At 70.0% G+C, this 12,955-nt stretch carries 10 protein-coding genes; 4 read left to right on the top strand and 6 right to left on the bottom strand.

The features are described 5' to 3' along the window. Window positions 1-106: 106 nt before the first annotated feature. Window positions 107-1,063 (top strand): cysteine synthase A, encoded by a 957-nt coding sequence (gene cysK / locus ACW5E8_RS01320; RefSeq protein WP_456963704.1) that lies wholly within the window; start codon window positions 107-109, stop codon window positions 1,061-1,063. A 79-nt stretch (window positions 1,064-1,142) separates the two neighbouring features. Here cysK and ACW5E8_RS01315 read toward each other — a convergent pair whose 3' ends face one another. The 6 genes from ACW5E8_RS01315 to lptF form a co-directional block, all read right to left on the bottom strand. Next, window positions 1,143-2,150, bottom strand: a complete 1,008-nt coding sequence (locus tag ACW5E8_RS01315; RefSeq protein ID WP_456963703.1) for a class I fructose-bisphosphate aldolase — start codon at window positions 2,148-2,150, stop codon at window positions 1,143-1,145. Window positions 2,151-2,254: 104 nt separating this feature from the next. Further along, window positions 2,255-3,721, bottom strand: a complete 1,467-nt coding sequence (pyk, locus tag ACW5E8_RS01310; RefSeq protein WP_456963702.1) for a pyruvate kinase — start codon at window positions 3,719-3,721, stop codon at window positions 2,255-2,257. A gap of 80 nt (window positions 3,722-3,801) precedes the next feature. Continuing rightward, a complete protein-coding gene (locus ACW5E8_RS01305) occupies window positions 3,802-4,977 on the bottom strand; it encodes a phosphoglycerate kinase (protein ID WP_456963701.1) in 1,176 nt (391 codons plus the stop codon). A gap of 129 nt (window positions 4,978-5,106) precedes the next feature. Continuing rightward, a complete protein-coding gene (locus ACW5E8_RS01300) occupies window positions 5,107-5,535 on the bottom strand; it encodes a hypothetical protein (protein WP_456965201.1) in 429 nt (142 codons plus the stop codon). 176 nt (window positions 5,536-5,711) lie between these two features. Beyond that, window positions 5,712-6,821 (bottom strand): LPS export ABC transporter permease LptG, encoded by a 1,110-nt coding sequence (gene lptG, locus ACW5E8_RS01295; protein ID WP_456963700.1) that lies wholly within the window; start codon window positions 6,819-6,821, stop codon window positions 5,712-5,714. Beyond that, window positions 6,818-7,915 carry an LPS export ABC transporter permease LptF gene (gene lptF / locus ACW5E8_RS01290; RefSeq protein WP_456963699.1) on the bottom strand — a complete coding sequence of 366 codons (1,098 nt, stop codon included), beginning with the start codon at window positions 7,913-7,915 and terminating at the stop codon, window positions 6,818-6,820. Before lptF ends, lptG begins: the two co-directional genes overlap by 4 nt. Window positions 7,916-8,059: 144 nt before the next feature. Between lptF and ACW5E8_RS01285 the strand changes: the two genes are divergently transcribed. The 3 genes from ACW5E8_RS01285 to ACW5E8_RS01275 all read left to right on the top strand — a co-directional run bounded on the left by ACW5E8_RS01285 (window position 8,060) and on the right by ACW5E8_RS01275 (window position 12,954). Next, a complete protein-coding gene (locus tag ACW5E8_RS01285; protein WP_456963698.1) occupies window positions 8,060-9,541 on the top strand; it encodes a leucyl aminopeptidase in 1,482 nt (493 codons plus the stop codon). Window positions 9,542-9,611: 70 nt separating this feature from the next. Then, the gene (locus tag ACW5E8_RS01280; protein ID WP_456963697.1) at window positions 9,612-10,055 is read left to right on the top strand and encodes a DNA polymerase III subunit chi; all 444 of its coding nucleotides are present in this window, start codon (window positions 9,612-9,614) and stop codon (window positions 10,053-10,055) included. Between the two features lie 43 nt (window positions 10,056-10,098). Then, window positions 10,099-12,954, top strand: coding sequence for a valine--tRNA ligase (locus tag ACW5E8_RS01275; protein WP_456963696.1), 2,856 nt, complete (start codon window positions 10,099-10,101; stop codon window positions 12,952-12,954). Window position 12,955: the final 1 nt, after the last annotated feature.

Raw genomic sequence — 12,955 nt, 5'->3', positions numbered from 1 at the left:
CGGCGTTCCGGTCAACCTGTGGCGCCTTCGTGCGTTACGGCGCACTCTGGGTCCCGCCGCGGCCCGGGCCGGCGGCACGTCCCCTCCACTCACGCAGGACGACGCCATGATCCACGAAAGCATCCTCGACACCATCGGCCGCACGCCCATCGTGCGCCTGAACCGCCTCGCGCCCGACGGCGTGGCGCTGTACGCCAAGGTCGAATCCTTCAACCCCGGCGGCTCGGTCAAGGACCGTCTCGCACTGGCCATCATCCTCGACGCCGAGCAGCGCGGCGTACTGAAGCCCGGTGACACCGTAGTCGAGGCGACCTCGGGCAACACCGGCGTCGCCCTGGCCATGATCTGCGCCGCGCGCGGCTATCCCTTCGTGGCGACGATGGCCGAAAGCTTCTCGGTCGAACGCCGCAAGCTGATGCGTGCCTACGGCGCGCGGGTGATCCTGACCCCCGCCGCCGAGCGCGGCACCGGCATGGTGCGCAGGGCGAAGGAACTCGCCGACGAGCACGGCTGGTTCCTCGCCAGCCAGTTCGCCAACCCGGCCAATCCGGCGTACCACCGCAACACCACGGCCGCGGAGATCCTGCAGGACTTCGCCGGCCGCCGGCTCGACCACTTCGTCACCGGCTGGGGCACCGGCGGCACCCTCACCGGCGTCGGCGAGATGCTCAAGCTGGCGCGTCCCGAAGTCGAGGTCGTGGCGGCGGAGCCGGCCGTGGCGGCGCTGCTGCAGGGCGCGGAATTCACGCCGCACAAGATCCAGGGCTGGACCCCGGACTTCGTGCCCGACGTGCTCAACCGCGACATCGCCGACCGCGTGCTGTCGGTGGCGGACGACGTGGCCATCGCCACCGCGCGCAGGCTGGCGGCGGAGGAAGGCATCTTCGTCGGGATCTCGGCCGGCGCCACCGTCGCGGCGGCGCTGGAGGTGGCGAAGGGCGCGAAGGACGGCGCGGTGATCCTGGCGATGCTGCCCGATACCGGCGAACGCTACTTCTCGACGCCGCTGTTCGAGGGCGTGTCCGACGGGAGTGATGACGAATGGTTGGCCGGCTTGCCCTGACCGCCCCTGTAGTCCAACGAAAAAGGGCGGCCTGGGGCCGCCCTTTTTCATGGAATCGCGGCGACAGCCGCTGCAACACTCAGCCGCGGGTCCACTGCCCCAGGGCCGCCAGGCCGTTGGCCTTGGCGCGCTCGAACACCGTCGCCTGCGCCTTGTCGTAGTTGTTGACCAGGTCCTGCGACCACAGCTTCAGCGCGGCCGACTGCATCGCGCGGCCGTAGGAGAACGACAGCGGCCACGGGTTCGGGCCCATGCGGTTCATGGCGTCCAGATGCGCGGTGGCGTCATCGTCGGACTGGCCGCCGGACAGGAACACGATGCCCGGGAGGATCGCCGGCACGGACGACTTCAGGCACATCAGGGTGGCTTCGGCCACTTCCTCGACGCTGGTGGTGTCGTCGCTGTCCTTGCCAGGCAGCACCATCGAGGCCTTCAGGATCGTGCCCTCGAGCGCCACGTTCTGGTTGTACAGGGCATCGAACAGCGCACGCAGGGTGACCTCGGAGACTTCGAAGCAGGTGTCGATGTCGTGGTCGCCGTCGATCAGCACCTCGGGCTCGACCATCGGCACCAGGCCCTGCTCCTGGCACAGCGCGGCGTAGCGCGCCAGCGCGTGGGCATTGGCCTCGATGCAGGTGCCCGAGGGCACGTCCTCGCCGATGTTGATCACCGCGCGCCACTTGGCGAAGCGGGCGCCGAGCTTGTAGTACTCCTCGAGGCGCGCGCGCAGGCCGTCGAGGCCTTCGGTGACCACTTCGCCCGGGAAACCGGCCAGGGCATGGGTGCCCTTGTCGACCTTGATGCCCGGGATCATGCCGTTGTCGGACATGTACTGCGCGAAGGGCACGCCGTCCTTCGTCTTCTGGCGCAGGGTCTCGTCGAACAGGATCGCGCCGCTGATGTGGTCGGACAGGTTCGGCGTGGTCAGGAGCAGCTCGCGGTAGGCGCGGCGGTTCTCCTCGGTATTCTCGATGCCGACGCCGGCGAAACGCTTGGCGATCGTGCCGGTGGATTCGTCGATCGCGATGATGCCCTTGCCCGGGGCAACCATGGCGAGGGCGGTCTCGGCAAGCTGTTCGATGCTCATTCTTGTGGAACTCCGGGCTGGCGACGGGGCCGCCCAGTATAGCCGTTTGCCCAGGTGGCGGCCCTTGCAGGGAGCCACCCCCAGGCCTGCTGTTGTGGGAGCGGTCAGAGCGTCCCGAGACCCTGGGCGGCGCCGTCGGCGCCCACCTGCAGCAGGCGCAGCGTATTGGTCGCGCCGTGGGTTTCCATGGTTTCCCCGCTGGTGAACACCACCCGGTCCCCGGCCGACAGCAGGCCGGCCGCCACCAGCAGGCCCATGGCGTCGTGCGCGGCCTGGCGCGCGCTCTGGCCGCGGCTGTCGTGCGCCATCGGGAACACGTCGCGCATCAGGCTCATGCGCCGGCGGGCATCGGCATGGCGCGAGAAGGCGTAGATGGGCGCGCTGGAGCGGAAGCGCGACAGGAAGCGAGCGGTGCCGCCGGACTCGGTCATCGCCACGATCGCCGCCACGCCGATGTGCTCGCTGAGGAACATCGCGCCCATGGCGATCGCCTGGTCGGCGCGCTGCAGGCCGCGCTGGGCCTGCTCGAAGTCGGTGTCGTGCTCGAACTGCTTCTCGGCGCCGACGCAGATGCGCGCCATCGCCTCCACTGCCTTCACCGGATAGGCGCCGGCCGCGGTCTCGGCCGACAGCATCACCGCGTCAGTGCCGTCGATCACCGCGTTGGCGACGTCGAGCACCTCGGCGCGGGTGGGCATCGGGCTCTCGACCATCGACTGCAGCATCTGCGTGGCGGTGATCACCACGCGCTGCCGGGCCAGGGTCTCGCGGATGATCTTCTTCTGCAGCCCGGGAAGCTCCGCATCGCCGATCTCCACGCCAAGGTCGCCACGGGCGACCATCACCACGTCGCTGGCCTCGATGATTTCGGCCAGGTTCTCGATCGCCTCGGCGCGCTCGATCTTCGACACCAGGGCGGCATTGCTGCCGTGGGCCTCCGCGATCCGACGCGCCTCGTGCATGTCTTCGGCATTGCGGCAGAACGACACCGCGATGAAGTCGGCGCCGATCGCCGCGGCTACGCCGATCAGCTCGCGGTCGTGGTCGGTGATCGCGCCCAGCGACAGCCCGCCGCCCTGCTTGTTGAGGCCCTTGCGGTCGGAGAGCACGCCGTCGTTGAGCACGGTGGTGGCGATGGTGTCGCCCTCGACCCCCAGCACGCCCAGCTGCACCATGCCGTCGTCGAGCAGCAGCACGTCGCCCTCGGCGACATCACCGGGCAGGCCGAGATAGCTCACGCCGACGCCATGCACATCGCCCGGCGCGGCATCCGCGCGGGCGTGGAGGTCGAAGCGCTCGCCGGCGCGCAGCTGCACGCGCCCTCCGGCGAAGCGGTCGATGCGGATCTTCGGGCCCGGCAGGTCGGCGAGGATGCCGACCTCGACCCCGGCCCGGCGCGCGGCGTCTCGGATTTCCTGCGCGCGACGGACGTGGTCGGCCGGCTCGCCGTGCGACAGGTTCAGCCGCACCGCGTTGACGCCCGCGCGCACCAGCGCGTCGAGCACTCCGGGCGCATCCGTCGCCGGACCGAGGGTGGCGAGGATGCGGGTACCGCGGCGGTATTCGGACATGCGGGTCTCGTGGGAGCGGATCGGGGAACGCGCCCCAATGCTAGCCGAGCCGCATGGCGAACGGCGGCCCGCCGTCCGCCTCAGCCGCCGCGCTGCTCCAGCGCCGCCACCGCCGGCAGCGTCTTGCCTTCCAGGAACTCCAGGAACGCGCCGCCACCGGTGGAAATGTAGGACACGCCACCAGCGATGCCGTACTTGTCGACCGCGGCCAGGGTGTCGCCGCCGCCGGCGATCGAGAACGCATCAGACGCGGCGATCGCACGCGCCAGGGTCTCCGTGCCCTTGCCGAAGGCGTCGAACTCGAACACGCCCACCGGGCCGTTCCAGACCACGGTGCCGGCCTTCGCGATCAGCGCGGCGTAGCGCGCCGCGGTCTCCGGTCCGATGTCGAGCACCATGTCGCCCGCGTCGATGGCGTCGACCGCCTTCACCGTCGCCGGGGCGTCGGCGGCGAAGGCCGGCGCCACCACCACGTCGGTCGGCACCGGGATGTCGGCGCCGCGCGCGCGGGCATCGGCCATGATCTGCTTCGCGGTATCGATGAGGTCGGCCTCGTGCAGCGAGGTGCCGACCGCGTGGCCTTCGGCGGCGATGAAGGTGTTGGCGATGCCGCCACCCACGATCAGCTGGTCGACCTTGCCCACCAGCGACGACAGCAGCTCGAGCTTGGTCGAGACCTTGGAACCGGCCACGATCGCGAGCAGCGGGCGCGCGGGGGCCTTCAGCGCCTTGCCCAGCGCATCGAGTTCGGCCATCAGCAGCGGGCCGCCCGCGGCGCGGGCGGCGTGGCGGATCACGCCATGGGTCGAGGCCTGGGCGCGGTGTGCGGTGCCGAAGGCGTCCATCACGAACACGTCGCACAGGGCGGCATAGCGCTTCGCCAGTGCCTCGTCGTCGGCCTTCTCGCCGATGTTCATGCGGCAGTTTTCGAGCAGCGCCAGCTGGCCCGGGGCGACATCGGCGCCGTCGAGGTAGTCACGGACCAGCGGCACCTCGCGGCCGAGCAGCTCCGACAGCCGTGCCGCGACCGGTGTCAGCGAATCGGCCTCGCTCCAGGTTCCTTCCTCGGGACGGCCGAGGTGCGACATCACCATCACCGCCGCGCCGGCGTCGAGCAGCGCGCGCAGGGTCGGCAACGAGGCCAGGATGCGCTGGTCGGACGTCACGCGGCCCGCGGCCACCGGCACGTTGAGGTCCTGGCGGACGAGCACGCGCTTGCCGGCGAGGTCGAGGTCGGTGATGCGGAGGATGGGCATGTGCGAGGGCCGGTGGTCTGCGGGGCGGCCATTGTCGGCGCCGCCGGAGCCATATTCAAACCGCCGGTCCAAGCCGCCGAAAACGGAAAGGCCCCGCTTGCGCGGGGCCCCGGTCAGGCTGCTATGGCCTCAGTTGCGATATCCGGAATCGTCCTTGTTGTGGATGATCCAGATGAGGTTGCCGCCGGTGTCCCAGCCCCTGCCGGCGAAGATCAGCCGGCCCTGGCCCTTGTAGGCCAACTCGTAGCGGTGGCGGTCGGACCCGAAGTAGAACGGGATGAACGCCTTGCCCGTCACGTAGGCACCCTGGTCGGTCGGTTCGCCGGCGATGTCGGTCACCTGCTTCATCGGCATGCCGATCTGCAGCTGGGTGAACTTGCTGCCGGGCGCCGGCTTGCCGGTGATCTCGCCCTCCCAGTCGCCAACGCCGGTGACGGTCTCGCCGTAGCCGGCCTCGACCGCGGCGGAATCGGTCACTTCACCTTCGGCGTTCATCCACGCCGGCGCTTCCTTGGCCTTCGAACCGCGGCGCGCATCGGCGTCCCCGGCCACGAACAGGCCTGCGCCGACGATCACCGCCGCGACGGCGATCACTCGCATCTTGCTGTGCATTACTTGCTCTCCCTGTGATTGTGCCCCCCCTTGCAAACGCCCGCCGCGGGCATCGGGGCCAACCACTCCACGGCGTCGGCCGCGATTCTCCATCGCGACGGCACGCCGGCGCAACCGCGGCGTCAGCCACTGCGCCGTCGGAACAGCAGCCAGGACACTGTCAGCATCAACAGCGGCGGCGCCGCGTACGCAAGCCGGTAGTCGAAGCCGTAGACCGCCGCGAGCTTGGCCACCTGGTTCTGCAGCATCCAGAACCCCAGCGCGAACACCACGCCGATGAACAGTCTTCGCCCCAGTCCGCCGCTGCGCAGGGAGCCGAACGCAAAGGGCATGGCGGCCAGGCACAGCGCGAGCACGTTGACCGGGTAGAACCAGCGGCCCCAGTAGTGTTCCTCGAACTCGCTGGCATCGAGCCGGTTGCGATGCCGGTAATCGATGCCCTGGGCCAGGTCGCGCGCGGACATGTAGCGCGGGCGGAAGGCGCCCCCGGCACTGGCCGCCAGCGCGGCGGCATCGAGCTGGGAATCCCAGCGCTCCTCGTCGACGTGGATCTCGGTCACCGAGCGCTCTTCGAAGGTCACCCTGCGGACGTCGCGCAGGTGCCAGCCGCCGCCCCGGTGCTCGGCCACGCCCGCCTGGGCGATCGATTCCAGCCGCCCGTCGCGGTCGAATTCAAACAGGCGCACATCGTTGAGCTCCAGCCAGGCCTGGTCGCCTTCGCTGCGCTCGCGGCCGTCGCGGGCGTTGAGGAAGGTATTGCCCTCGCGCGCCCACAGCCCCGAATACTGCGCGACGATCATGTCGCTGGAGCGCGCGGCCGCCTTCATGGCATCGGCGCTGCGCTGCGCGGCTGGACCCAGGGTCTCCCCGCTGAGCATCATCACCGCCGTCAGGACCGCCAGCGGCACCGCGACCGAGATGCTCAGCCGGCGCCGGGACACGCCCAGCGCCCGCAGCGCGGTGAGCTCCGACGAAGCCGCCAGTTGGCCCAGGCCCATCAGCGTGCCGATGACCGCCGCGGTCGGGAACATGGTGTAGGCGCGTCGCGGGAGCGTGTACGCCACGTAGGTCAGCACGCTGACGAAGCCGTAGTCGCCCTCGCCCATGTCGTCGATCTGGTCCACCGCCGCCAGCACCGCGTCCAGGCCGACCAGCACCGTCCACACCAGGAGCACGGTGACCACCACCACGCGGGCGACGTGGAGGTCGTGGATCTTCGGGAAGGGCATCATCGCGCCGCCTCCGCCACGCGGCGTCGACGCGGCACGGCCACGCGGCCGTCGCGGAAGTACAGCCAGGCACCGACCCCGAGCAGCGGCAGCACCAGCCACCACAGACCCAGGCCCAGGGGAATCACCCCGTTGGCCAGCCACTTGGTCCCCAGCAGCATGAGGTTGATCCCGACCACGTAGGCCAGGAAGCCCAGGGCGATCCGCCCGTAGCGGGCCTGCCGCGGCGGGCTGCGCGCCAGCGGCACGGCGAGCAGGGCGAAGGCCAGCGCCAGCAGCGGCGGCGCGATGCGCGAATGCAGCTGCGCGCGCGCTTCGGGCCGCGGGTCGCCCAACAGCGCGAACGTGGAATCGAACTCGGGGTTCTCGTCGGCCGGACGGGTCTGCGCATCGGGCAGGCGGAGTTCATTGCGCTGGTAGCGCATCATCCGGAAGTCGAGCGTGTCGGCCAGCGGGCCTTCCACGCGGAAGCCCTCGCCCAGGTCGAGGTAGCGCTCGGCGCCGTCCACGGTCAGCAGCCCGGTGCGGGCGGTGGTGACGTCCATGCGCTCCTCGTCCTGGCGGTAGACGAACACCCGCCCCAGCGCGGAGCCCTCGCCCGACATCGCGCCGACGTAGACCACGCCGCTGCCGCCGGGCAGCTCCACGAAGCGCCCGGCCTCCAGGCCCGCCAGCAGCAGGTTGCGGTTGCCCTCGGCCACCATCCGCTGCGAATAGTCATTCGCCCAGGGGCCCAGCCACAGCGAGCAGGCGCCGATGAAGCCAACCACCGGCAACACCAGCATCATCAGCGGCCGCAGCAGCCGACCCGGGCCGACCCCGGTGGCCACCAGGACAGGCATTTCGGAGTCCCGGTAGAGCCGGCCCACGGCCATCAGCAGCCCCAGCATCAGGCCCAGCGGCAGGATCAGCGGCAGGTAATTGAGCACCTGCAGCCCCAGCTGGGACAGCATCAGCCCCGCCGGGACCCGCCCGCGGGCGATGTCGCCCAGCACCTCGGCGAACACGCCGCCCAGGCTCACGATCATCAGGACCACGACGGCCGCGAAGGTGGACTGGGTGAATTCGCGGAACAGGTAACTGTCGAGCTTCGGCATCCGGGGGCGGCCTTGCATTAGAATCGGGGGTTCGTCCATACACCGCTTACGGCCGCGCCGGGACACTGGCGCCGCGGCGCATCGCCGCATTCTGGACCGCGGATTGTAAGGAACACTTCACGCCAAACCCCAGAACAGGATCCCATGACCCTCGAACTCGCCCTCAACACCGCCGCCCCCGCCTCCGCCAACGTCGATTGCGTGGTGGTTGGCGCCTATGCCGACAAGACCCTGACGCCCGCCGCCCGCGCCATCGACGAGGCCAGCGGCGGCCGCCTCACGGCCCTGGCCGCACGCGGCGACGTTGACGGCGCCACCGGCCGCACGTCGGTGCTGCTCGACCTGGCCGGCGTGACCGCGCCGCGGGTGCTGGTGGTCGGCCTGGGCGATCCCGGCAAGTTCGCGGTGCCGCAGTACCTCAAGGCCGTGGCCGACGCCGTGCGCGCGCTGAAGACCGGCCCGGTGCGCTCCGCCCTGCTGACCCTGTCGGAACTCGAGGTTCCCGGCCGCGACGCCGCCTGGACGATCCGCCAGGCCGCCATCGCCGCCGGCCACGCCGCCTACCGCTACACCGCCACGCTGGGCGAGAAGAACAAGAAGCGCAGCGAAAAGGGCCTTGAGCGCCTCGAAATCGCCGGTGCCGACGCTGCCGCGCTGACCCAGGGCCAGGCCATCGCCGCCGGCGTTGCCTTCACCCGCGAGCTCGGCCACCTGCCACCGAACATCTGCAACCCGGCCTACCTGGCCAGCCAGGCACAGGAATTCGCGGGCCGCTTCGAGAAAGCCTCCTGTGAAGTGCTTGAGCGCGAGGACATGGAGAAGCTCGGCATGGGCTCGCTGCTCGCGGTCGCCCGCGGCTCGGCCAACGCGCCGAAGCTCATCGTGCTGAAGTGGAACAACGGCGGCGATTCGAAGCCCTACGTGCTGGTCGGCAAGGGCATCACCTTCGACACCGGCGGCGTGAACCTGAAGACCCAGGGCGGCATCGAGGAGATGAAGTACGACATGCTCGGCGCCGGCTCGGTGATGGGCACCTTCGTTGCCGCCGCAGGCATGGACCTTGCGGTGAACCTCGTTGTGGTGGTGCCGGCGGTCGAGAACGCGATCGACGGCAATTCCTACCGTCCGTCCGACATCGTCACCAGCATGTCGGGCAAGACCATCGAGGTCGGCAACACCGACGCCGAGGGCCGCCTGATCCTGTGCGACGCGCTGACCTACGCGCAGCGCTTCGAGCCGCAGGCCCTGGTCGACGTGGCCACGCTCACCGGCGCCTGCATGGTCGCCCTGGGCAGCTTCGCCACCGGCCTGATGTCCAAGCACGACGACCTGTCGCAGGAATTGCTGGCCGCCGGTGAGCAGGTCTTCGACCGCGCGTGGCGCCTGCCGCTGTGGGACGAGTACCAGACCATGCTCGACTCCAGCTTCGCCGACGTCTACAACATCGGCGGCCGCTGGGCCGGCGCGGTGACCGCGGGCTGCTTCCTGGCGCGCTTCACCGAAGGCCAGCGCTGGGCGCACCTCGACATCGCCGGCAGCGCCAGCCACAGCGGCAAGAACGGGCTGGCCACCGGCCGTCCGGTCGGCCTGCTGTCGCAGTGGCTGCTGGACCAGACCGCACAGTAAGCCGCGCGGGGCCGGCACCGGCTTTCGTCCGCGAAAGCCGCCCGGCCCCTGCCGTTGACCGGGAGCCCGCATGCGCGCCGACTTCTACTTGATTGCCAAGCCCCGCTTCCGCGACGAGCCGCTGCTGCTGGTCTGCGAGCTGGCGAAGAAAGCGCACGCTGCGAACCAGCCGCTGCTGGTTCTCGCGCGCGACATGGAACAGGCCGAACGCCTCGACGACCTGCTGTGGTCCTTCGAGCCCGATGCCTTCATCCCGCACGAGATCGCCGGGACCGGCTTCGACGACGGTGACGGCGACGGCAGCGAGGACGAAGCCGATGTGCTGATCGCCCCGCCAGAGATCGATGCGCCGCTGCGCCCGCTGGTGCTCAACCTGCGCGACGCGGCCGTCGAGGGCGCGTTCCAGCGCGTGCTGGAAGTGGTGCCCGCCGACCCGTCCGCCCGCGAGCCGCTGCGCGAGCGCTGGAAGCAGTACAAGGCGCGCGGCTTCACGCTGAACAAGTACGACATGTAACGCGGGGCGCTTGCCCCGTCCTGCCCCGAATCCGAGCCCATCGATGACCCTCGCCACCGGCTACGACCCGAAGTCCTTCGAATCCCGCCTCTACGCCCAGTGGGAATCCAGCGGCGCGTTCGCGCCGGCTGGCGATGGCCCGGCGTATTCGATCCTGCTGCCGCCGCCCAACGTCACCGGCACCCTGCACATGGGGCACGCGTTCCAGCACACGCTGCAGGACGCGCTCGTCCGCTACCACCGCATGCGCGGCTTCCGCACCCTGTGGCAGGTGGGCAGCGACCACGCCGGCATCGCCACCGAGATGGTGGTGGCGCGCAACCTCGACCGCGAGGGCCGCGGCGAGACCCGTGATTCGCTCGGCCGCGACGGCTTCATCGCCAAGGTCTGGGAGTGGAAGGCCGAATCGGGCGACACCATCGAGCGCCAGATGCGTCGCATGGGTGCTTCCGGGGACTGGTCTCGCAGTGTGTTCACCATGGATGCGATGCCGTCGAAGGCGGTCATCGAGGCCTTCGTGCGCCTGCACGAGGACGGCCTGGTCTACCGCGGCAAGCGCCTGGTCAACTGGGATCCGGTACTGCAGACGGCGGTGTCCGACCTGGAGGTCGTGAGCGAGGAGGAGGACGGCTTCCTGTGGTCGATCCGCTATCCGCTGGCCAATGGCGTGACCTACGAACACGTCGAGCGCGATGCCGACGGCAACGAGACGATGCGCGAGACGCGCGACTACCTGGTCGTGGCCACCACGCGACCGGAAACCATGCTCGGCGACACCGCGGTGATGGTGCATCCCGACGACGCGCGCTATTCCGCGCTGGAAGGTGCCTCCGTCGAGCTGCCGCTCACCGGCCGCCGCATCCCGCTGATCAGCGACGACTACGTGGACCGCGATTTCGGCACCGGCGTGGTCAAGGTCACCCCGGCGCATGACTTCAACGACTACGCCGTCGGCCAGCGCCATGGCCTGCCGATGATCAACGTGCTGACCGCCGACGCGAGGATCGTGTCCGACGTCGACGGTATCCCCGGACGCTACCTCGGCCTGGACCGCTACGATGCGCGCACCGCGGTGCTGGCCGACCTCGAGGCCGCGGGCCTGCTGATCGAAACAAAGCCGCACAAGCTGCAGGTGCCGCGCGGCGACCGCAGCGGCCAGGTGATCGAGCCCTGGCTCACCGACCAGTGGTTCGTGCGCATGGACGCGATGGGCCGGCGTGGCATGGAGCTGGTCGAGAGCGTCGATGGAAAGCCGGGCGCGGTGAAGTTCGTGCCGCCGAACTGGATCAACACCTACCGCCACTGGATGGAGAACATCCAGGACTGGACCATCAGCCGCCAGCTCTGGTGGGGGCACCGCATTCCGGCCTGGTTCGACGCCAACGGCAAGGCATACGTCGGCCGCGACGAGGCCGAGGCGCGCGCGCGTGCGGAGGCCGACGGCTACACCGGCCCGCTGGAACAGGACTCCGACGTGCTGGAGACCTGGTTCTCCTCGGCCCTGTGGCCGTTCAGCACCATGGGCTGGCCCGACGCGGACGCCATGGCCACGCGCGGTTTCGACGGGTTCGTGCCGTCCAGCGTGCTGGTCACCGGCTTCGACATCATTTTCTTCTGGGTCGCCCGGATGATCATGATGACCGACCGGTTGACCGGCCAGGTGCCGTTCCGCGACGTCTATATCACCGGCCTGGTACGCGACAAGGACGGCCAGAAGATGTCCAAGTCGAAGGGCAATATCCTCGACCCCCTGGACATCATCGACGGCATTTCGATCGACAACCTGGTCGCCAAGCGCACGGCCGGCCTGATGCAGCCGAAGATGGCCGACAGGATCGCGAAGGCCACGCGCAAGGAGTTCCCGGACGGCATCCCCGCCTTCGGCGCCGACGCCCTGCGCTTCACCATGGCCGCGCTCGCCGGCCCCGGCCGCGACATCAAGTTCGACCTCGCCCGCGCCGAGGGCTACAAGAACTTCTGCAACAAGCTCTGGAACGCCACCCGCTTCGTGCTGATGAACACCGAGGGCGCCGACGCGATGGCCGGCACGCCCGCAGCGCACACTGCACCGGAGCAGTGGATCCTTTCCCGCCTGGCCGCCGTCACCGCCGAGGCCGAATCCCACTTCGCCAGCTACCGCTTCGACCTCCTCTCGCAGTGCCTGTACGAGTTCGCGTGGAACGAGTTCTGCGACTGGTTCGTCGAGCTCGCCAAGCCCGCCCTCAACGGCGACGACGCAGCCGCCGCCGCCAGCACCCGCCACACCCTGCTGCACGTGCTCGAACGCCTGCTGTGCCTGCTGCACCCGCTGGTGCCTTTCGTCACCGAGGAGCTGTGGCAGCAGGTCGCGCCGCGCCTGGGCATCGAAGGCGACAGCATCATGGCGCGCCGCTATCCGCAGGCTACGGACTTCGCCGGGCAGGACCACGCCGCGGCCGCCGCCGACGTGGAATGGCTCAAGGCGATGGTGTCCGCGCTGCGCCGCATCCGCAGCGAGCTTGGCGTGTCGCCGGGCAAGCCCGTGCGCCTGCTGGTGTCGGGCGGCAGCGCGAACGATGCCGACCGCATCGCGCGCTTCGCTACGCAGCTGGGCTTCCTCACAAGGATCGAGGGCGTCGAAGCCATCACCGACGACCCGCCGCCGGCCGCGGCGGCGCTGGTCGGAGAGCTGAAGCTGTTCGTGCCGTTGGAAGGCCTGGTCGACCTCGACGCGGAGCGCACGCGCCTGGACAAGGAGCTCAAGCGCGTGGCCGGGGAACTCGCGAAGTCGAAAGGTAAGCTCGCCAGCGAAACCTTCGTCGCCAACGCACCGGCGGCCGTGGTCGAGCAGGAGCGCACGCGCCTGGCCGACTGGACAGGCCAGCACGAGGCCCTCGCCGCGCAGCGCGCCCGTCTCTGAC

It is taken from the genome of Luteimonas sp. A649, assembly GCF_054072735.1.
Note: the sequence above shows the minus strand (reverse complement) of the source record. Positions and strands in the feature narration are given on the sequence as shown.